The organism is Chryseobacterium gambrini (genome assembly GCF_027920505.1).
GTDB lineage: Bacteria > Bacteroidota > Bacteroidia > Flavobacteriales > Weeksellaceae > Chryseobacterium > Chryseobacterium gambrini.
The window spans coordinates 4,428,937-4,450,569 of record NZ_CP115857.1; the positions used below are offsets into that span (position 1 = coordinate 4,428,937).

The 21,633-nt window shown below is 36.7% G+C and carries 22 protein-coding genes; 10 read left to right on the plus strand and 12 right to left on the minus strand.

Annotation, left to right across the window (positions count from 1 at the left end):
* Nucleotides 1-83 precede the first annotated feature (83 nt).
* The 9 genes from PFY09_RS20405 (at nucleotide 84) to PFY09_RS20445 (ending at nucleotide 10,885) form a co-directional block, all read left to right on the plus strand.
* A complete protein-coding gene (locus PFY09_RS20405) occupies nucleotides 84-2,201 on the plus strand; it encodes a TonB-dependent receptor plug domain-containing protein (protein WP_271160912.1) in 2,118 nt (705 codons plus the stop codon).
* A gap of 15 nt (nucleotides 2,202-2,216) precedes the next feature.
* Complete coding sequence (locus PFY09_RS20410; RefSeq protein ID WP_271160913.1) at nucleotides 2,217-3,305, plus strand: HmuY family protein; 1,089 nt, start codon at nucleotides 2,217-2,219, stop codon at nucleotides 3,303-3,305.
* 27 nt (nucleotides 3,306-3,332) lie between these two features.
* Entirely contained in the window at nucleotides 3,333-4,208 is an 876-nt protein-coding gene (locus tag PFY09_RS20415; RefSeq protein ID WP_271160914.1) for a heme/hemin ABC transporter substrate-binding protein, read from the plus strand.
* Complete coding sequence (locus PFY09_RS20420; RefSeq protein WP_271160915.1) at nucleotides 4,192-5,235, plus strand: FecCD family ABC transporter permease; 1,044 nt, start codon at nucleotides 4,192-4,194, stop codon at nucleotides 5,233-5,235. Before PFY09_RS20415 ends, PFY09_RS20420 begins: the two co-directional genes overlap by 17 nt.
* A complete protein-coding gene (locus tag PFY09_RS20425) occupies nucleotides 5,232-6,002 on the plus strand; it encodes a heme ABC transporter ATP-binding protein (protein ID WP_108410348.1) in 771 nt (256 codons plus the stop codon). Before PFY09_RS20420 ends, PFY09_RS20425 begins: the two co-directional genes overlap by 4 nt.
* A 1-nt stretch (nucleotide 6,003) precedes the next feature.
* Nucleotides 6,004-6,654 (plus strand): class I SAM-dependent methyltransferase, encoded by a 651-nt coding sequence (locus PFY09_RS20430; RefSeq protein WP_271160916.1) that lies wholly within the window; start codon nucleotides 6,004-6,006, stop codon nucleotides 6,652-6,654.
* 4 nt (nucleotides 6,655-6,658) lie between these two features.
* A complete protein-coding gene (locus PFY09_RS20435; RefSeq protein WP_271160917.1) occupies nucleotides 6,659-7,687 on the plus strand; it encodes a hemin-degrading factor in 1,029 nt (342 codons plus the stop codon).
* Nucleotides 7,688-9,160: 1,473 nt separating this feature from the next.
* On the plus strand, nucleotides 9,161-10,033 hold the full coding sequence (locus PFY09_RS20440) for a ChaN family lipoprotein (RefSeq protein ID WP_271160918.1): 873 nt from the start codon (nucleotides 9,161-9,163) through the stop codon (nucleotides 10,031-10,033).
* Between the two features lie 222 nt (nucleotides 10,034-10,255).
* Nucleotides 10,256-10,885, plus strand: coding sequence for a peptide deformylase (locus tag PFY09_RS20445; RefSeq protein ID WP_271160919.1), 630 nt, complete (start codon nucleotides 10,256-10,258; stop codon nucleotides 10,883-10,885).
* 11 nt (nucleotides 10,886-10,896) lie between these two features.
* On the opposite strand, the gene PFY09_RS20450 is transcribed toward PFY09_RS20445, so the two are convergent.
* The 6 genes from PFY09_RS20450 to PFY09_RS20475 form a co-directional block, all read right to left on the minus strand.
* Entirely contained in the window at nucleotides 10,897-11,112 is a 216-nt protein-coding gene (locus PFY09_RS20450; RefSeq protein ID WP_271160920.1) for an HNH endonuclease, read from the minus strand.
* 65 nt (nucleotides 11,113-11,177) lie between these two features.
* Nucleotides 11,178-11,654: a hypothetical protein gene (locus PFY09_RS20455; protein WP_271160921.1), complete on the minus strand. Its 477-nt coding sequence runs from the start codon at nucleotides 11,652-11,654 to the stop codon at nucleotides 11,178-11,180.
* A gap of 410 nt (nucleotides 11,655-12,064) precedes the next feature.
* Nucleotides 12,065-13,186 carry a lactonase family protein gene (locus PFY09_RS20460; RefSeq protein ID WP_271160922.1) on the minus strand — a complete coding sequence of 374 codons (1,122 nt, stop codon included), beginning with the start codon at nucleotides 13,184-13,186 and terminating at the stop codon, nucleotides 12,065-12,067.
* Nucleotides 13,187-13,531: 345 nt separating this feature from the next.
* Nucleotides 13,532-13,954: an organic hydroperoxide resistance protein gene (locus PFY09_RS20465; RefSeq protein ID WP_116097987.1), complete on the minus strand. Its 423-nt coding sequence runs from the start codon at nucleotides 13,952-13,954 to the stop codon at nucleotides 13,532-13,534.
* Nucleotides 13,955-14,389, minus strand: coding sequence for a MarR family winged helix-turn-helix transcriptional regulator (locus PFY09_RS20470; RefSeq protein ID WP_076393251.1), 435 nt, complete (start codon nucleotides 14,387-14,389; stop codon nucleotides 13,955-13,957).
* 23 nt (nucleotides 14,390-14,412) lie between these two features.
* Nucleotides 14,413-15,045 carry an NAD(P)H-dependent oxidoreductase gene (locus PFY09_RS20475; protein WP_087711009.1) on the minus strand — a complete coding sequence of 211 codons (633 nt, stop codon included), beginning with the start codon at nucleotides 15,043-15,045 and terminating at the stop codon, nucleotides 14,413-14,415.
* Nucleotides 15,046-15,227: 182 nt separating this feature from the next.
* Between PFY09_RS20475 and PFY09_RS20480 the strand changes: the two genes are divergently transcribed.
* The gene (locus tag PFY09_RS20480) at nucleotides 15,228-15,980 is read left to right on the plus strand and encodes an SDR family oxidoreductase (protein WP_271160923.1); all 753 of its coding nucleotides are present in this window, start codon (nucleotides 15,228-15,230) and stop codon (nucleotides 15,978-15,980) included.
* A gap of 16 nt (nucleotides 15,981-15,996) precedes the next feature.
* Here PFY09_RS20480 and PFY09_RS20485 read toward each other — a convergent pair whose 3' ends face one another.
* The 6 genes from PFY09_RS20485 to PFY09_RS20510 all read right to left on the minus strand — a co-directional run bounded on the left by PFY09_RS20485 (nucleotide 15,997) and on the right by PFY09_RS20510 (nucleotide 21,451).
* On the minus strand, nucleotides 15,997-16,308 hold the full coding sequence (locus PFY09_RS20485; protein ID WP_271160924.1) for a hypothetical protein: 312 nt from the start codon (nucleotides 16,306-16,308) through the stop codon (nucleotides 15,997-15,999).
* A gap of 66 nt (nucleotides 16,309-16,374) precedes the next feature.
* Nucleotides 16,375-17,334, minus strand: a complete 960-nt coding sequence (locus PFY09_RS20490) for a protein-glutamine glutaminase (RefSeq protein WP_271160925.1) — start codon at nucleotides 17,332-17,334, stop codon at nucleotides 16,375-16,377.
* Between the two features lie 536 nt (nucleotides 17,335-17,870).
* On the minus strand, nucleotides 17,871-18,599 hold the full coding sequence (gene lipB / locus PFY09_RS20495) for a lipoyl(octanoyl) transferase LipB (RefSeq protein WP_271160926.1): 729 nt from the start codon (nucleotides 18,597-18,599) through the stop codon (nucleotides 17,871-17,873).
* A gap of 32 nt (nucleotides 18,600-18,631) precedes the next feature.
* Nucleotides 18,632-19,366: a tryptophan synthase subunit alpha gene (gene trpA, locus PFY09_RS20500; protein ID WP_256039119.1), complete on the minus strand. Its 735-nt coding sequence runs from the start codon at nucleotides 19,364-19,366 to the stop codon at nucleotides 18,632-18,634.
* A gap of 353 nt (nucleotides 19,367-19,719) precedes the next feature.
* Complete coding sequence (gene trpB, locus PFY09_RS20505) at nucleotides 19,720-20,898, minus strand: tryptophan synthase subunit beta (protein ID WP_271160927.1); 1,179 nt, start codon at nucleotides 20,896-20,898, stop codon at nucleotides 19,720-19,722.
* Nucleotides 20,888-21,451, minus strand: a complete 564-nt coding sequence (locus tag PFY09_RS20510; protein WP_214589218.1) for a hypothetical protein — start codon at nucleotides 21,449-21,451, stop codon at nucleotides 20,888-20,890. Before PFY09_RS20510 ends, trpB begins: the two co-directional genes overlap by 11 nt.
* Between the last annotated feature and the right edge of the window lie 182 nt (nucleotides 21,452-21,633).

Below are 21,633 nucleotides of genomic sequence, written 5' to 3' on the forward strand. Positions count from 1 at the left end.
TTTAGAATTATTCTACAAAATTATATAATTATTTTTAATTGTTCTAAATAAAATATTATATTTGTCAAAAATTTTTTGATCCTATGAAGAAGAAATTGCTTTCTGTTCTTGCTTTAACGATGATTTTGTGGATGGACGCGCAGAAAAAAGATTCTGTAAAGCTGGAAAAAATTGAAGAAGTTGTCCTTACCGGACAGTATACTCAGCAATCCATTAATAAATCAATTTATAAAGTGGAGGTCATCGATGCGCAGCAGATCAAAAATATGGCAGCAACCAATGTGGCAGATGTTTTAAACCAAAGCTTGAATATTCTGATTACTTCAGACCGCAATTCAGGAAATTCAACGGCGAGTTTACTGGGACTGGGTGGAGAGTATACCAAAATCCTGATTGACAATATTCCTGTGGTAGGAGATGTGGGACTGGGAAACAATATAGATCTCACCAAACTCAATATCAATAATGTAGAACGTATTGAAGTGGTAAGAGGTTCAATGGGAGTGGATTACGGAAGCAATGCCGTTGCCGGAGTCATCAATATCATCACCAAAAAAAGCACTCAGAAAAAATTAACGTTAAATGCTTCCGTTCAGGAAGAAACCGTAGGAAAAGAATACAATTGGTACAAAAAAGGAGAAGGAAGACATATCCAAACCCTGAATGCAGGATATAACTTAAATGAAAACTGGTATATCGGAGCCAATATCAATCATAACGATTTTCAGGGATTCAAAGGAACGCAGGAAGGATATAAATATTTTGAACAGGACGGAAAAAGAGGATATCTTTGGCAGCCGAAAGATGTGCTGAATATCGACGGAGTGATCCGATACAGCAAAAATAAAACTTCTGTTTTCTATAAGTTCGGGTTCGTTAATGAACAACTCAATTTCTACAGCCCGATTGTTTCAGAACTTTATTTAGGAGAGGGAAACAGAACTTATACTTCTGCCGACAGAGATTACCTCACCACAAGATACGTCAATCAGTTAAATGTTCAGACCAAATTAGGCAACATCAATTATACAGGTGATTTTTCATATCAGACTCAGGACAGAAAATACAGAGATTTTACCTATGATATTCCGAACAGGAAAGTAATGGGAACGAAAGAAGTTTATCAATCCTATAATAAAGCAGATGTCATCTATTCGCGAGGTGTTTTCAGCAATTTTCTTGATGATAAAAAAATAGATTTCCAGTTGGGATATGAACTCGATCATACCAAAGGATACGCAGGTTTTATTGCAGGAGATTTTGCAGGAAATAATGTAGACCGAAAAATTTTCAATTACGCCAATTTTATTTCTGCAGAATGGAATCCTACAGACTGGCTTTCATTGAGACCCGGTTACCGTTTGGCGCTGAGTGATAAATTTGATACACAGCACAATTATTCCTTAACGGTAAGAGGAAAAATAGATGATTCCAGTAATATCCGACTCGTGGCAGGAAGCGCGAACCGATTTCCCAATTTTGATGAACTCTACACCTATTTTGTAGACAGCAATCACGACATCAGAGGAAATGAAGATTTAAAACCGGAAGAAGGAATCACGATCTCTTTAAACGGAGACAAAAAATTCACCACCAGTTCAGGATGGAATGTTCAGGTAGGAGCGAGCGCAACGTACATGGATCTCAAAAACAGAATAGAAGTTCTGCAGATCAATCAGAGTCCGTTGCAGTACAAATACATTAATATCAACAAATTCAGATCATTACTTTTTGAAGCCAATTTTAAAGTTCAGAAAAATCAGTTCAGCCTTGCTGCCAATGCCTCTTATTATGGCATCGGAAAAGAACTCTTTTCAGGGACTCTGGTTTCTCCAGATGATTTCTTTTATACATTCGAAGGAAAACTGGCTGCAAACTATACCCTCCCAAAAACAGGAACCAATGTTTCGTTGTTTTACAGACACGTCGGGAAACTTCAGATGTTTGTCTTAGACAGTCAGGATATTGCCCATCCTTTTTATTATGTGGGAGAGCGCGGCAACTTCAATATGATGGATTTCGTCGTAAGTCAGCCCTTTTTCAAAAATCATTTTGAACTCAGTGCAGGAATCAAGAACATTTTTGATGTTTCATCCGTAAGAGACACCACCGTTGCCGGAACCGCGCACGGAACCACCGATCCGAACTCGAATCTTTTCTACGGCAGAAGCTACTTCACCAGACTAACCTACAACTTTTAAAAAATAATCATTGAAATGAAAAAAATACTGCTTTACCTCTTCATCGGGACATCATTCATCACCCAGTCCTGTATTAATGATAATGAAGATCCCGTTACCATATCAAAAATTGAAGGTTCTATCGTGAATCCTACCGTTGGCGGAGCTACACAGCCTAATCAGGTCTGGTTTGATCTGGGAACGGATTCTGAAGTGCTGACCAAAAGAACCGATTGGGATCTCGCTTTGTATTCAGGAAGCAATTTTAAAGTCATTCTTAATTCTTCTCTGATGATGGCAGCAGGAAAAATCCCGAATGCTGCGAATATCGATCTGGTCACAGAAGCTGAGGTTTCCGGTTTACAGGATCTTGTACAGGTTGCGAATTTTAATCCTTCCAACACCATTTATATTGATGATGTGAAAGGAAACTTTCCTTCAGGCTATACCGCAATTGAAGAAATTAATCCCAATGAATCTGAAAATGCAGTATACCTTCTGAACATGGGGAAAGGAATTTACACAGGAAATGTTCCTGCTGGAAGCGTTACCACAGCCGGAGAAAATAGAGGATGGATGAAAATTCAGATCTCGAGAACTTCAAACGGAGGATATAAAATAAAATACGCCCCAATAAACTCAACCTCTCACAAGGAATTAACCATCAATAAAAACTCCGCGTACAACTATAATTTTGTCAGCCTGAAAAATGAAAAAGAACTCTTCATTCAGCCTGAAAAAAAGAAATGGGATCTTTGCTTTTCGGTTTTTACCAATACCATTACAGGAGCAGGAAGTTATGTGTATGCAGACTTTATCACCATCAATAATGTAGGTGGAGCAGGAGCTTATGAAGTAAAAGCTTCAGGAACCACGACCGGGGTTGAAGCCTACAATAATTTTAAAGTTTCGGATATCGATCAGTCGAAATTCATTTACAACGATCAGCGCGTTATCGGAGGAAACTGGCGGGAAGTCGGACCTTCCGGATATCAGGTAAAAGGGGATGTATTTTATGTCATCAAAGATCCGGATGGATATTATTTTAAGCTGAGATTCACCAGACTTACGAGCAGCAGCGGTGAAAGAGGCTATCCGCAGTTCGAATACAAACCCTTGTTCTAAAATTTTTAAATCAAATAAAAAGATATCATGAAAAAATTCATTCTTGCCGCATCTGTATTAATGGCAGTCTATTCCTGCAAAAAAGAAGGAGCTTCTACTGAAAATAAAACAGAACAAAGCTCTGAAGCTCCAAAATCTGCTCATAAAATCGTAACGCTGAATGGCGGAATCACCGAAATTGTAGCTGCTTTGGGTCACGAAAAAGAAATCGTGGGAACCGACGTGACAAGTACTTTTCCCGAATCTCTTAAATCGACGGCTAAAGATCTGGGACACGTAAGATCAATGACCATCGAACCGATTATGGCAGTTTCTCCCACCTTAATTTTGGCTTCCGATAAAGACATCAATCCTGAACTGATGGGGAAAATTAAATCTTCCGGCATCAAAACAGAAATTTTTAAGCAGGAATTTACCGTCGACGGAACTAAAAAACTGATCACAGAAGTGGCGAAAGCAGTCGGAAATACAGATTATCAGAAACTGAATGATAAAATTGATGCCGATCTGAAACAGATTCAGCCGATTGCCAAAAAACCGAAAGTCCTGTTCATCTACGCAAGAGGAAATATGCTTATGGTTTCAGGAAAAAATACACCGATGGCTTCTTTAATTGAAATTGCAGGCGGACAAAATGCCGTCAATGATTTTGAAGATTTCAAACCTTTAACGCCAGAAGCGGTTGTAAAAGCAAATCCCGATGTATTATTCTTCTTCACGAGCGGACTGCAGGGAGCGGGAGGAAACGAAGGAGCGTTAAAAATGCCGGGTGTTTCCCAAACCAATGCCGGAAAAAATAAAAAAATTATTGCCATGGACGGCGGTCTTGTTTCCGGTTTCGGACCAAGATTAGGACAGGCAGCAGTAGAATTAAACCAACTTCTGATTGAAAGCACCAGGTAAATTATCCGTTTACATCATCATAAGCACCGTACTGCTTTGCATCATTGCAGTATGGTCGCTTAACACCGGAGTTTACGATTTCGGAGGTCAGTCTGCATTCACTGTTTTACAAAAAATAATGAACGGAGATCAGTCACTCCCAATGAGCGATAAATATGTAGTCTGGGACGTAAGAGCAGCCAGAATTGTGATGGCAATCCTTATCGGCAGTATGTTGGCGGTTTCCGGAACAGGTTTGCAGGGATTGTTCAGAAATCCTCTGGCAACGGGAGATTTAATCGGGCTCACTTCCGGAGCAACCCTACTTGCAGCCATTACCATCGTTTTGGGAGGATATTTCAGAGAATTTCTTCCTGAAGCCGTACAGTTTTCATTGGTGGGAATTGCTGCTTTTATCGGTTCTTTTATTTCCATGCTTCTGGTGTACAGAATTTCAACCAGCGGCGGTAAAACCAATGTCGTGATGATGTTATTATCGGGAGTTGCCATTACAGCGATCGGATTTTCCATTACTGGGTTTCTGATTTATATCTCAAAAGACGATCAGTTAAGAGATTTAACGTTCTGGAATTTAGGGAGTTTAGCTGCTGCAACATGGACGAAGAATATTATTTTGGGAATCGTTCTGATTATTTCGTACACTGTTTTACTGCCAAAAGGCAAAGCGTTGAATGCAATGATGTTAGGCGAAAAAGATGCACAGCATTTGGGAATTAATGTCGAAAGATTAAAAAAGCAGATCATCCTTATTACGGCTTTAATGGTGGGAAGCTGTGTGGCATTTTCAGGAACCATTGGTTTTGTCGGGCTTATCGTTCCATATATTTTAAGATTTTTGTTTAAATCAGACTATGCTGTTATTTTACCGTTATCAGCGGTGTGCGGAAGCATTTTATTATTAACGGCAGATACTTTCAGCAGAAGTATTGTGGAACCTTCGGAACTTCCGATCGGGATTTTAACCGCCTTAATGGGAGGTCCTGTTTTCATTGCGATTTTAGTTAAATTTAAAAAATCACTGTTATGATAAAAGCGCATCAGATCAGTTATCAGCATAAAACCTTTCATATTCTGGATTCGGTGGACGTTCATCTGGAATATGGCGAATTTCTGGCAATTGTCGGTCCGAACGGAGCAGGAAAATCGAGCCTTCTGAGTATTCTTGCCAATGAAATTAAATCTGAACAGCAGATTGTATTTAAAAACAGGCATATCAACGACTGGAATGTGAAAGAGCTTTCGAAGCACAAAGCCAAATTTTCACAACACAACAGCAACGATATTCCGCTGGAAGTAAAAGAGGTCGTGATGATGGGTCGTTATCCGTATTTCGATGCACAGCCTAAAACAGAAGACCATGAATCGACAAACCGAATGATGAATGAAACGGATATTCTGCATTTAAAAGAAAGAGAATACAACACTTTATCGGGAGGCGAAAAACAGCGCGTTCATCTTTCGAGGGTTTTTGCGCAGCTTCAGAACGAAATTGCCCACAAACTTGTTTTTTTAGATGAACCTTTAAATAATTTAGACATTAAACATCAGTACAAAGCATTGGAAATCATTAAAAATTTCACCAAAAAAGCCAATTCTGCGATTGTTGTTCTTCATGATCTCAATCTTGCCGCACAATATGCCGATAAAGTTTTATTAATGAAATCAGGAAAAGTTGCCGCATACGGAACTCCGGAAGAGGTTTTCACCGCTGAAAATATCCGGGAAGCCTACAATTTTCCGTGTACGATCTGCAATCATCCGGTAACTTCGCACCCAATGATTATTTTTGGATAATATGGATACAGAAAAACTGAAAATATTAGCACAGAATCTCGCCCATCCTCAAGGAGAAAAAGGAATCGAGATCGGCGAAATGATGAATGAAACCAACATCGGAATGACGTTGGAAAGCATACAGACCCTTTTAATAGAAGACAACGAACACATTCTGGAAATCGGTCATGGAAATGCAGGGCATGTCAGAAATATTTTAAACAAAGCCATTGATGTAAAATATACCGGAATTGATATTTCGGAAACCATGCATCATGAAGCCATAAAACTAAATAAAAATTTTGAAAATCAGGCTGAATTTGTCCTGTACGAAGGAACAGAACTGCCTTTTGAAGACAAAAAATTCGATAAAATATTTACCGTAAACACCGTTTATTTCTGGGAAAAACCAACAGATTTCCTCAATGAAATTTACAGAGTTCTGAAAGACAACGGAACATTTGTTCTCACTTTCGGACAGCGCAATTTCATGGAAAAACTCCCTTTTACACAGTTCGGTTTTACGTTGTACAATACCGATGAAATGGAGGAAACTGTTTCCAAAAGTTATTTTAAAAGAATGAAAATTTCCGAACGGCAGGAAGAAGTAAAAAGCAAAACCGGAGAAGAAACCATCACAAGAAATTACACAATTTTAACCATTAAAAAATAAATAAATGAGCACATTAGTAAACGATCTGAAGGAAAAATGGGAAGCTCTTAAAGCTGAAAATCCGCATCTGAGAATCCGAAATGCCGCAGCAGAACTGGGAGTAAGCGAGGCGGAACTGTTGGCAACCAGAGTAGGAGAAGGCGTAACGGTTCTGAAGCCGGAATTTCAGAATATTTTAGCAGAAGTGGAGCAGTTAGGAAAAGTAATGGCGCTTACACGCAACGAAGAGTGCGTTCACGAAAGAAAAGGAGTGTATCTGAACGGCGATTTCAGCAGTCCTCATGCACAGCTTTTCGTGGGAGAAGATATTGATTTAAGAATTTTCCTGAATCACTGGAAATTAGCTTTCGCAGTGGTGGAAGGAGATAAAAAAAGCCTTCAGTTTTTCGGAAAAGACGGTTTGGCGCTGCATAAAATTTATCTTACCAAAGACAGTAACGAAGCTGCATTCGATGAAATGGCAGAAAAATATAAAGCAGAAGAGCAGAACGGATCTTTCAATTTTGAAAAAGCAGCTCCGAAAGCAGAAGAAAAACCGGACACCGAAATTGATGTAGAAGGCTTCCAGAAAGCATGGACAAATCTGAAAGATACTCACGATTTCTTTATGATGACCCGAAAATTCGGAGTGAGCAGAACGCAGGCGTTGAGATTGGCTCCTGAAGGTTTTGCAAAGAAAATTGAAAGCTCAAAAGTCGTAAATGTACTGGAAGACGCATCGGAAAAAGAACTTCCGATCATGATTTTTGTCGGAAACAGAGGAATCATCCAGATTCATACGGGAAATGTGAAAAAAACACTTTGGCATCAGCAATGGTTCAACGTAATGGATCCGGATTTCAATCTGCATTTGGACGTAACCAAAATTGCGGAAGCATGGATTGTGAAAAAACCGACAGAAGACGGAGAAGTGACCGCCATTGAAGTTTTCAATAAAGAGGGCGATTTTATCGTTCAGTTTTTCGGAAAAAGAAAACCCGGAATCCCGGAACTGCAGGAATGGAAAGACCTCGTTGCCGATCTTGAAAAATAAATTGAAATAGTTAGATAGTTTCTTTGGGCCGTTTTGTTTTTTACAGGCGGCTTTTTTTATCTAAACACAAATGGCACGAATGGTTTCACGAATGATACGATATTTAACGCGAAGAACGCAAAGTCTTTTTGACCTAATTGAGCATATTTTTTTGTTCGCAAGGGCACTTCGTTCAGCAAATGATAGAACTAGCCATAGCTGAGTGAATAGTTTATACTGAGCTTGTCGAAGTACCTCTGCGAACGAAAAAATATGCTCAATAAGCTAAAAACAAAACTTAGCGATCCTTGCGTTATAAAAATCAACAACATTACATTGTGTAATTTGTGAAACCATTTGTGTGATTTGTGTTTAAAAAAAACAACAGAAAATTAAATAAAATTTTTTCAATTGCATTCACTCTGAAAATTTTTACGCAAAGTAGATATTTTAAGGTAAATATTTTAAAGTAAGCAAAGTTATTCAGATTTCATCTGTTATTAAGCGAACGTTTTATGATTGCATTTGGCAATGTCTTAGCTAAGTGGCTCGTTCTATCATTTGCTGAACGAAGTGCCTTTGCGAACGAAAAATATCCTCAATAAGCTAAAAACAAAACTTAGCGACCATTGCGTGATAAAAATAAACAACATTACATTGTGTCATTCGTGAAACAATTTGTGTCATTCGTGTTTAAAAAAACAACAGAAAATTAAATAAAATTTTTTCAATTGCATTCACTCTGAAAATTTTACACAAAGTAGATATTTAAGGTAAATGTTTTAAAGTAAGCAAAGTTATTCAGATTTCATCTGTTATTAAGCGAACGTTTTGTGATTGCATTTGGCAATGTCTTAGCTGAGTGGCTTGTTCTATCATTTGCTGAACGAAGTGCCTTTGCGAACGAAAAATATCCTCAATAAACTAAAAACAAAACTTAACGATTCTTGCGTGATAAAAATAAATCAACGTTACATTGTGTCATTTGTGAAACCATTTGTGTGATTTGTATTTAAAAAAACAACAGAAATTAAATAAAATTTTTTCAATTGCATTCACTCTGAAAATTTTAACGCAAAGTAAATATTTTAAGGTAAATATTTTAAAGTAAGCAAAGTTATTCAGATTTCATCTGTTATTAAGCGAACGTTTTATGATTGCATTTGGCAATGTTTTAGCTGAGTGGCTCGTTCTATCATTTGCTGAACGAAGTGCCTTTGCGAACGAAATATAAAGAATTAGAAATCAAAAATAATTTGCGACCATTGCGTTATAAAAATAAACAACATTACATTGTGTCATTCGTGAAGCCATTTGTATCATTGGTGTTTAAAAAAGCTTCGCGTTAAAATAAACAATAGATCATTAAAAAAATAAATTTATCGTGATATTCGTGAAACCATTCGTGTCATTCGTGTTTGAAAAAAACAACAAGTAATTAAAATTATATCGTGATATTTGTAAAGCCATTCGTGTTTAAAAAACAAAATTAAAATGAAAAACCTTTTCACCGCTCTGTTTATTTCTATGTTCTGCTTATTTCAGGCACAGCAATTTAAAGCCTATCAGTTTTACGACAAAAAAGGAAAATCAATAAAGCCCGAAAAACTCATCAGACAACTGGCTGATTACGACGTGGTTTTCTTTGGTGAAAATCATAACAACTCCATCAACCATTGGTTACAGCTTAAAGTGACTGAAGGGTTATATGCTCAGAAAAACGGACAGCTCATTTTAGGTGCTGAAATGTTCGAAAGAGACAATCAGCCGCAACTTAATCAATACCTGAATGGTAAAATAGATGCGAAAACACTGAAAGATTCTGCAAGACTCTGGAATAATTTCACGACCGATTATAAACCTTTGGTGGATTTTGCCAAAGCAAAAAAACTGAATTTCATCGCAACCAATATTCCCAGGAAATACGCTTCCCAAACCGCCAAAGAAGGTCTGGAATCTCTGAATAATTTATCTGAAAAAGAAAAATCTTACATCGCACAACTTCCCATAAAAGTAACGCTCGAAACACCGGGTTACCCTGAAATGAAAGCGATGATGGGTGATCACGCAGACGGAACCAAAGTGATGAATTTTATTTCCGCTCAGGCAATAAAAGATGCGACTATGGCAGAATCTATCCTGAAAAATCTGCAATCCGGAAAAACATTCATCCATTACAACGGAAACTATCACAGCAAGGAATTTGGCGGAATTTACTGGTACATTCAACAAAAGAATCCGAACCTGAAAATGGCGGTCATTTCTGTTTTTGAATCGGATAATCCTGAATTAAAAGTTCCTGAGAAAGACTATATTCCCACAGATTTTAATCTGATCATTCCAAGTGATATGACGAAAACGTATTGAGAAAGAGCCAGGTAAAAAGTATAAAGAGCCAGATTTTATATTTAGACTAAAAGTTTGGAAGAATTTAAAAGATTCTTCCTTCGTCAGAATGACAATGAGTCGTTTAAAAGACAATGAGGTCTGCATATTTTTCATTGCTTGTTATCAAAAATTCAATTGGGCTTTAACCAAAACAGACGAAACTTAGCCTGCAATATTTATCTTTGCAAAACATTCAGAAAAATGAAAAAAATATCCCTTCTTTTCATCCTTTTTATCGGTTTGATGAGTGCTCAAAAACTGACACCAAACGAAATTTCCATGATCAATCAGGGAGATAAAAATTCTGCGTTGCCGATTTATCAGACAACAGACGAAAATCAGCACAAGACGTTATTAAGCCTTTCTGCAGAAATCGATCCGTTGGATAAAAACACGGCAGTTTTAGTCGGCAGAATGAAAGAATCTTTGCTTTCCACCGATGGCGGAGTGGGAATTGCTGCACCGCAGGTCGGAATCAACAGAAAAGTAATATGGGTTCAGCGTTTTGATAAAAAAGGTGAACCGTTGGAATATTTTATCAATCCTGTTATTGTCTGGAGGTCAGAATTACAGAATTTAGGTCCCGAAGGCGATCTTTCGATTCCCGATTTCAGAGATCAGTTTTACCGAAGCAAAGTCATTCAGCTTGAATATGTCGATTTAAAAGGTCAGAAATATTCAGAAATTGTGGAAGGTTTTACAGCCGTTATTTTCCAGCACGAAATCGATCATCTTTTCGGAATTTTAATTTCAGACAAAAAAGAAAAAGAGAAAAACGATTCTTATCAGAAAGTAGATGCTTTTAAGAAGAGCGATTCTGGGATGAGGTAATTTTACTGATATTATTCAACCTTATAAGTATAATTGTTATGTAAATCGATTTTAAAATTTTTACCATTTAAAATTCCTGAAATTGTTTCTGTATTATCCTCCAGAATTTCTTTTATTCCCAAATCAAATTCTTTGTGATGATTAGGACAAAAAACAATTAAGTTTCCTAAAATACTTTTCCCTCCTTTAAAAACCGGTTTTATATGAGCAACTTCAACATAATTCACGCCTTTTTCGGTAGGAATAGTTGAATTACATTCTGGAAATTGACACTTATAATCAACAAGTTTTTTTAATGATTCGGATTAGCTTGAGAAAAAATTTCTTTGTTGTCCTTGATGTATGAAAATAATTTTAGCGAGAAATCATTCTTAGTAATATTTTGAAATCCGATTCCAAAATTCCCGCAAAATTTTTTAAAGCTTATAAAATCAGGAAGATTATTGAGCAAAATTGGTTTTTTTAAATCTTGACCTGTTCCGATAACAATTATTTTGTCTAAATTTTCTTCATAATCTTCGATTTTAAAGCAACTCCATAGGTAATAATTTTTAATTTTATTTTCAGTTTTTCCTACAATTAGAAAACAAATTCCATTAGTTGCTTTTTTAGCTGTCTTCTTTTTGGTATAAATCCAAGAATCATGTTCTTTTATATCATCATTAAGAGTAATTTCTGAGATTAAAGAATTAAAATCTGTCTTTTCAGTTGGAAAACATCTCAGTTTATCAGCATTATGATATTGAATGTAAAAGTTATTCTGGTTCATTAGTTTTTAAATTTTGTTGTTATCTAAATTTACAGAGTTTTTTTGTTATGAAGTCTGTTTAAACTTTTATTTAACCGCAAAAGCAACAAAAGATGAACTAAACTTTTATTTAAAGCTTTGATTATTACTTTGTATTGATTCTTCGAAACAAAATACTGAAGTTTAAAAAGAACTTATCTGCAAAAGATTCTTCATTTCATAATGCTTCGCAAAATTTCATTCTGAATGACAGTTCTGAAACTAAAATTATAAGTTGGTTTAAACTAATTTTAAAATCCTGCAAAGAGAAAAAATCTTTGATTTTTTTAACTTATGTGCTCTTTTTTTTCATTTAAGTAGTAAACTTAAACAACTAAAGTGTTAAAATCTTTTGCATCTTTTGTGGTAAAAAAGATTAAACAAGTTTATGATCAATATCTTCTGATCTGCACATTCGAAACATTTCTGATCTTAATTTTTCTTCCGGCTTTTTTCAGCAAACCGGTTTCAGGATTTCTTTTAAAAACAGTGACATTATTTGTTGCCGTATTGGTGGTGATTAAAAATTGTCCGCTTGGATCGAGATTAAATGTTCTCGGATGTTTCCCTTTTACAGATTGGTAACCGATTGTTTTCAGGCTTCCATCGTCCTGAATCGAAAAAATAGCAATATTATTTTCTTTTCCGCGGTTGGAAGCGTACAAAAACTTTCCGTCCGGCGAAAGATGAACATCAGAACTTTCAAAATCTCCTTTACAGGTTTCAGGATGGGTAAAAATCCTCTGAAGCGGTTTCAGCTTTCCGTTTTTGTAAGCATAAACACTGACTGCACCGCCCATTTCTTCAATACAGTACGCGAATTTTCCATTCGGATGAAAGGTAAAATGCCTCGGTCCCGCTCCTAAAGTTGTTTTTATAAAAGGAATTTCAGCTTCCTGCAAAGGTGTATTTTTTTCATTGTTAAAACGATAGGCGCGAATTTTATCCGCTCCGAGATCAGGCAGAAATAGATAATCAGAATCCGGAGAAAAAACGGTGGAGTGGATGTGTGCACGATCCTGTCTGTCTGGATTTATACTTCCTTCCGAAAACTGTATATTCTGCACAAAAGGTTCAAGAGTTCCGTTACCTGAAATCGGGTAAACAGAAACGCTTCCTTCCGTATAATTTCCGTTAACAAGCCATTTTCCGCCTGGATGAACCGTAAGGTAAACCGGATTTTCACCACCGCTGCTTTGTTTACTAATGAACTGTAAAGATTTTTTATCAGGATTAAATTCAAAACTGCTTACACTTCCGCCGTTCTTTGTTTTGCTTTCCGTACACGCAAAAAGATATTTTCCGTCCGGTGACAAAGCGAGAAAAGAAGGATTTGAAATCCCCGAAACAGAAGTAATTTTCGATAATTTTCCGTTTTGCGTGTTCAATTCATACACATAAATTCCCTCCGTTTCTTTTTCCCAGTTAAAAGAACCGAAAAAAACATACGTATGTTGAGCATACAACTGAAGACAGCTAACAATTGTGATGAATAAGGTGAAAAGCTTTTTCAAATGATTATGGTTTTTAAAGAAATTATGTTTAAACTTTTTTACCGCAAAAGATGCAAAAGATTGTAACACTTTAGTTGTTTAAGTTTACTACTTAAATGGGAAAAAGATAACATAAGTTTAAAAAAATCAAAGATTTTTTCTCTTTGCAGACTTTTGAAATACCTTGAATAAATCCAATAAAGACTTTTGTGTACTTTTTGCGGTTAAATTTAAAATGAGTTTACAACAAACATATAAACGTTTTTCGGATGAAACAAATTTTTGTTTAAAGTTTCTTATCCTACTAAACAAAAAAATCTGCTTCCAAAGAAACAGATTCTGATATTTATACCGTAAAACGCTGAATTAGTTATTTGTAACCGAAAGTTTTACTTCTATATTATTTCTTGTCGCATTAGAGTACGGACAGATTTGGTGCGCTTTCTCTGTTAAAGCCTGTGCTTCCTCAATAGAAACTTCAGGAATATTCACATCAAGCTGAACAGCCAATCCGAAACCACCGTTTTCCAATTGTCCGATGCTTACTTCCGCCGTTACCGTAGTTTCTCCGGTTTTTGCTTTAGACAAAGAAATTACTCTGTTCAGTGCGCTGTCGAAACATGCAGAATATCCTGCTGCGAAAAGCATTTCCGGATTGGTGAAATCGTCATTGGCTCCGCCTAAAGCTTTAGGCATTTTCACGTCCAGATCAAGAACTCCGTTTTCGCTTTTTACGTGTCCGTTTCTTCCTCCTGTTGCAGTTACTTTTGTTGTATACAAAGTTTTCATTTATTTTTCTATTTTAGTTAATATTTTTTGAACATTTTCTTTCAGAGCTTTCCAGTCTTCTGGCGATGCTCCGATTTTCTGAAATAATTTTTCCGGAATTCCACAGGCTTTTTCCTGTAAATTTCTACCGGATTCTGTGATGAAAACTTCCACCACACGTTCATCTTCTTTTTTTCTTTTTCTTTCGATAAATCCTTTATTTTCAAGTCTTTTAAGAAGCGGTGTAAGCGTTCCGCTGTCCAGATAGAGCTTTTCGCCGATGCTGTTCACCGGAAGTCCGTCATGTTCCCAAAGCACCATCATCACAAGATACTGCGGATAAGTAATATCCAGCTCATCGAGAAAAGGACGGTAAAGCCCCGTAATTTCTTTCGCAATAACGTATAAAGGAAAGCAGAGCTGGTTTTCTAATTTTAAAAATTCGGGATTTTCCATGATTTCTGAAAAATGAAGAGGTTTTATTTTTTGATGATGAATTCTTCCATTGGAATTCTTACTTTTTTCATGTGCGACAGCCAGTCGTTTTTCTCGTCTCTGTATCCTAAATACAATAAACTCACACTTTTTAAGCCTAAATCTCTCAAGCCCAAAATTTCATCCACCACTTCATTGCTGAAACCTTCTGCAGGAGTGCTGTCTACTTTAAGTTCCGCAGCCTGAGCCATAGCAAGTCCTAAAGCAATATACGTTTGTCTTGCGGTATGCGCGAAATGTTCTTCTGGAGTCTGCGCACCGTAGATTTCTTTAATTTTATCGGTGTAGCTTGAAAATCTTCCTCTCGGCAAATCTCTTACATCGGTGTGATGATCGTACACTTTATCGATTTTCTCATCGGAGTAGCTGTCCCATGCCGCGAAAACCAAAACATGAGAAGAATCTCTCATCACTTCAGGATTCAACGCACCCTGAACCATTTTTTCTTTTAATTCCTGATTTTCCACTACGATCACACGGAAAGGCTGTAATCCTGAAGAAGTAGGAGCGAGTCTTGCGGCTTCTAAAATTTTATTTAAATCTTCTTCTGATACTTTTTTTGTTGGATCGTATGCTTTTACAGCATGTCTCCAGTTTAAATCTTCTATTAATGACATTTTGTTAATTTTTTAATTTGAATAGTATGATGCAAAAATATTGCCAAATTAAATTGTGTGCAATTTAATTTTGTTAAATTTAATTTAAAAAATTTTAAAACCTTCTTAAAACATCGCAGGAATCGGATTTTTTCTGAAGACTGAACTTTCCACTTTTGCTGAAGAATTTTAAACCAAAAACAATGCAGAGATTTAAAAACAAAACCGCTCTGATTACAGGCGGAACCAACGGAATGGGATTCGCAACAGCACAACAGTTTATACAGGAAGGCGGAAAGGCAATCATCACCGGAAGAAGTGAAGAAAATGTAAAAAATGCCGTAAATAAACTAGGCGAAAATGCGTTCGGAATTGTTTCGGATGCCGGAAAAATAAGCGATCTGATGAATCTTAGAAATGAAGCTGAAAAACTAACGGAACATATTGATCTGGTATTTGCAAATGCAGGATACGGAAGATTTGCTTCGATTGAAAATGTGGATGAACATCATTTTGATGAGCTTTTCAATATGCTGGTAAAAGGCAGTTTTTTTACTCTTCAGCAGATGCTTCCTTTAATGAAAGAGGGGAGTTCGGTTGTGTTTAATACTTCTTTTGTCACAGAATTCGGGATGTCCAATTTTTCAGTATATTCTGCGGCAAAAGCGGCAGTTCAGTCTTTTATTAAAACTTTCGCAACTGAATTGACGACTAAAGGAATCCGAGTGAATGGAATTAGTCCGGGACATATCAAAACCAATATTTTTAATAATACGGGTTTAAATTCAGAACAGATTGATGAAGCGGTACAGCATATTATTCCTACCATTCCTTTTAAAAGACAGGGAGAACCTTCGGAAATTGCAAAAGCGGTACTTTTTCTTGCTTCCGATGAAGCATCTTACATTCACGGAGCGGAACTGAGAATTGATGCCGGAATATCTGTAATCAAATGATAATGTGATGAAAAGATTATTTTACGTCTTTGATCTGTCTGATAATATTGGTTTTATTTTCAATGCCAATATCATATTTTTTGTTTGTCTTAAGACTTAAAGTTGCCTTTTCGATAAGATGGGTATAATCCTGAGATTTTTTTGAAAGATGGAAAACCTGCGCGCTGATTCCTATGGAAACACGGGCAAATTCCTGTGGCCGATCCGGATCATCTGTAATATCACTAATCACCGAATTGTTGTACCATGTAAGGTTTTGTGAACTCTGATTGCCGGAGCAGGAAATGACCATCATTATTATTAAGAGAATATAGGTTAAGATTTTCATGAAAGTAAAATTTAAAAAAGCTCCTGCAAAATAACAAATAATTGCAGGAGCTATATAAAAGATTTGTTAGAATCCGCAGCTTGCTACACTTGGAGCCGGAACAGGAGAGCATCCGGACAATGTTGAAAATGTTGTCAGTACACAATTTGTGTTTATATAATTGTTATCATAAAGCAGCGAACCGGACGGACTTCTGTAATATACATTTCCTGCCGTATTGGCATAAGACGAAACAGAGGCTGAACCACAGCTTGTATTTATGCATGCATTTCTCCATGTAACATCGGTTACCGGACCAGATGTGAAAAGGGAAGGATCTATAATTCTTTTCTCCACTACACCGGAAGCATTTTTAAAGCTTACCAAGATGGCTACGTGATATCCCCACGAAACACAGCATGTTCCTGTAGAAGCTTTCAGGTTTCCGTAGACGAATTGTTTTTCGCAATCATAACCTGCATTCAGAAGTATCTGTCTCATTTTATGAGCTCTTGCATAACATCCATCTACTGCATATCTGAACGTGATACATGGTGAAGAAGCTGTAGAAGTTCCACACGACTGATTTTTGATTTGTGTGAAAAGATTGTTCAGAGTCGCCTGATTCGGAATTACACTTACTGCTTTGCTCGTTTCGCTTTGAGTTTCTTTGGTGAAGATGGATTTGAAGTAAGTAACATCTTCATCGGTTGCTTTTTCAACTTTGACAATTTCGTTGGAATTTTTTTTCAGGAAAACATGAACCGGAGTTTCATTCTCGACCGCTGATTGAATCATTGAGATGAAGGCTTCATTTTCTTTGCTGTCTTTAATTTCATAGAACTGCGCAGAAATGATGAAAGAAACTTTCAGTACATTGCCTTCTTTTTGAATCCCTACCGGAATAATGCTGCCAAAGTCTCTCATGGCATTTTCATTGGTTTCTTTTACAACAAGATTCGGATCCTGATTGGCACTGGAATCTGAACAGGCATTAGAGGAAAGTACCATCACAAATGCCATTGCGGATAGCAGAAATTTTTTCATAGTTTTAATTTTTGTGGTTAATGAGGTGCAGTTTTTATCGATAGTTCACTGCGTTGTGATTTTAAAAGTAATAAAAAATTGAATATAAATTCAAATTTTTTAAGAAATTTTATCATGCATTCAGATTGCCGATGAATACTGGAAAAATTAAATTGGGCAAATGTATTTAACGTGAGTTCGATGAAATTAATGGGTCATAAATTGATCTTGTTTTATCACTCTTACCGAACTTCAGTCTGATGCGAAGATTACAATCAAGGTTAGGTTGGGCAAAATTGATGATAAGCTTTGGCTGAAGCCTGTTTGTTTTTCTGATTAAGTTGTTTATAGTAAAAATCTTTGCTCCTTTAGGAGCAGAATCTGTGTAGAAATAATAATCAGTTCATCAATCAATCCGTAGGATTGATATCTGTAATTCTCAATGAATTTTCTAAAGATAGCGTTCCTACGGAACACCGAACGTACGTCTAATATTGATTTTTTAATTAAAAATCCCTGCACATCGCAATATGCAGGGAAATGTTATTTAGTAAAAATTACTTAGCAATAAGTTCCGCTTCGAAAACCTCTGTAAAATGCTTTCTTATTTTCGCTTTAATATCTTCCATTTCTTCAGAAGTGAGTTCTCTTTCCAGTTCTCTTTTTAAGGAAGTTACCTGTTTGTCTTTAATGCCGCACGGAATGATGTATTCAAAATAACGCATATCCGTATTTACATTTAAAGCAAATCCGTGTAAAGTTACCCAGCGTGAAGCTTTTACACCCATTGCACAGATCTTTCTTGCATAAGGTTTTCCCACATCCAGCCAGACTCCTGTTTCTCCGGGAGAACGTTCGCCTTTCAATCCGTATTCGGCAATGGTTCTGATGATGACTTCTTCCAGATTTCTCATGTATTTATGAATGTCTGTGAAGAAATTTTCAAGGTCTAAAATAGGATAGCCTACAATCTGTCCGTAACCGTGATACGTAATATCTCCTCCGCGGTTTACCTTTACGAAAGTGGCATCAATCTCTTTCAGTTTATCAATTCCGGCAAGCATATTTTCTTCATGTCCGCTTTTTCCCAGCGTATACACATGAGGATGTTCCACGAGAAGAAAATGATTGGGCGTTTTGCTGTGCTGTTCCGCAGGAAGATCGCGGTTTTTAATTTTCAGATCTATGATGTTTTTCATCAGAGATTCCTGATAATCCCACGCCGACTGATATTCCCGCGTTCCTAAGTCTTCAAATTCTACTACTTTATTCTGAATTGTATTCATATCATTTTTTGAATACACAAATTTAGTGATTTTTAGGCTTTAATGGAATGGATGAAATCTATAGCTTTGGTCTTCCAGTCTCTATTTTGAAGTAAAATGTTGACGAAAGCAGTTCCGATGATTCCGCCATCCGCTTTTTCGGTTACATTTTCGAAGTCTTCTTTTGATTTGATTCCAAAACCGATCATCACCGGATTTTTCAAAGGAAGTGAAGCTAATCTTGAAAGATATTCCTCGTTTTTGAGAACAGCCTGATCGTTTCCGGTGGTTGATGAGGAACTTACCGCATACAAAAATCCGGAACTTAAGGAATCGAGGTATAAAATTCTTTCGTCCGAAGTTTCGGGAGTCACCAGAAAGGTGAAATTCAGATGGTATTTTGCTAAAATTTTCTGGTAATTTTTCTCAAATTCAATGGGAGGGAGATCGGGAATAATTAATCCTGAAACTCCGCTTTCCGAACATGCTGCACAGAATTCTTCAAATCCGAAACGCAGCACCGGATTGATATAGCCCATTAAAATTAAAGGAATTTTTATTTCGTTTTTAATGGATTTCAATTGTGAGAACAGTTTTTCGATCGTCATTCCGTTTTTCAGGGCTAATTCATGAGCCTGTTGAATAACGGGGCCGTCTGCAACGGGATCTGAATACGGCATCCCGATTTCGATCATCTCTGCGCCGGAATCCTGAATTACCTGTATGATTTCAGCAGTATTTTCCAGTTCGGGAATTCCTGCGGTGAAGTATATGTTTAGTTTTTTCATTTAAAAATGCTTTTTAATGGTGTCATTTTGTAAAGATCTGCTTAAAATGGTTTTTATTTTAACCGCAAAAGGTGCAAAAGATATTTATAAAGATAAGGTTGATAACATTCGCTTTCAAAAAATCTTTGATTTTTTGAAAGCTGTTGTGATCTTTTTATTGATAAACACTAATCATTTAGTTTATCTTTTATGACTTTTATGGTTAAATAAAGTGTAAGTTCATCAGTTCTTTGTAATGACAAAAATTATTTTTTATGTTGACGATGCGATCCGGCTTGAACGGAGCTCTTTTTGTGCAGCAAAGCGGAACAAAAAAGCGGGAGTGGAAGACGGAAATTATCGCCCGAATTATTTTACAAATGTTTCAGATAGGTTTCCATGTCTTTATCTCCGCGACCGCTGAGACAAATGACCACAATATCGTCTTCGTTGAATTTCTTTTTGTCGAAAACCGCGAGCGCGTGAGAGCTTTCTAGAGCGGGAATGATGCCTTCGAGTTTGGTGAGCTCAAATGCTGATTTCAGGGCTTCATCGTCGTTGATGCTGAAAAATTCTGCTCTTTGTTCCCTGAACAAATTTGCGTGAAAAGGTCCGATTCCGGGATAATCCAGCCCTGCGGAAATGGAGTGGGGCTCGATAACCTGTCCGTCATTGGTCTGCATCACAAGGCTTTTGCTTCCGTGAAGAATGCCTAAAGTTCCCAGAAAAGTCGTTGCGGCAGATTTTCCGGATTCTACACCGAAACCTCCTGCTTCAGCAGCAATAATTTTCACGTGTTTTTCGTTTACAAAATGGTAAAAAGCGCCTGCTGCATTGCTTCCGCCGCCAACACAGGCAATAATATAATCAGGATTTTCTCTTCCTGTCTGTTCCAGAAGCTGTTCTTTTATCTCTTTTGAAATCACACTCTGAAATCTCGCCACAAGATCCGGAAAAGGATGCGGACCGACCACACTTCCGATCACGTAATGAGTGGTCACGGGGTTGTTAATCCAGTCTCTTAAGGCTTCATTTACAGCATCTTTTAGTGTTTTGGAACCTGAAGTTGCGGGAACGACTTTTGCGCCGAGCATTTTCATTCTTGCGACATTGGGAGCCTGCCTCTGGATATCGACTTCGCCCATGTAAACAATGCATTCCAGTCCTAAAAGCGCGCAGGCTGTAGCGGTGGCAACGCCGTGTTGTCCGGCTCCGGTTTCGGCAATAATTCTGTTTTTTCCGAGACGTTTTGCCAACAAAACCTGTCCTAAAGCGTTATTGATTTTATGCGCTCCGGTGTGGTTGAGATCTTCTCTCTTTAAGTAAATTTTGGTATTGTATTTCCGGCTTAAATTTTTCGCAAAATACAGTGGCGTTGCACGTCCTACGTAATTTTTTAACAAATCCTGATATTCCTGTTGAAAATCTTCTGATTTAATGATGTCAAGATAGTTTTTTTGAAGTTCCTCTACGTTCGGGTAGAGCATTTCCGGGATGAAAGCGCCTCCGAATTCTCCATAATATCCGTGTTCGTCGGGGTTTCTATAATTCATTTTGTAATGTATTTATCAGTGAAAGGTTATAATCAAACTGCTGTTTGCTGATCTGTTTGTTCTGATGCAGCAGATGCAGTTTTGCAGTTAAATCTATTAAAATATCTAAATCTAATTTCGAGTTGTACATGGTAATCGCAATTTCAAGATTATCAACAAGATAATAAGAATCGAATTTCTCATACAAGCAGAAAATTTTACAGTAAACGATTCCGAAATCATATTTCACACTGGCTTTTACGTTGCTGTCTAGCAATTTGTCGGCAATCACTACCAAATGATAGCTGTCCCAGAAATGAATGGTTTTAAAGAAATATTCGACATCTTCTTTGTGAAAATTTTTAATGATTTCGATGAAATCACTTAATAATCCTCCGATGTACCAATATTCTGTATTGCTGTCATTTTCAGAGACAAAATCATGCAGTCTTTCTACTTTTTCATTTTCAAATTTTTGAGAAAACAGGACTCTGTGAACGGATTTTCCGATCTCTTCAAGATTTAATTTCTTAAATTTCAAAAGCTTCAGTTTTCTCGAATAATATTTTTTCAATGTTTTTTGTTTTTTTATTATTGATATCCGTTATTGATCATAATGCTTAATTTTAACGCAAAGAATCGCTAAGATTCTTTTATATACCAACTGTTTTTAAGTTCGCAAAGGCGTTTCACTCAGCAAAGAACTCAAAGGTTTTCTAATTATGACAAATTACGGACAATCATTTTTATTGTGTT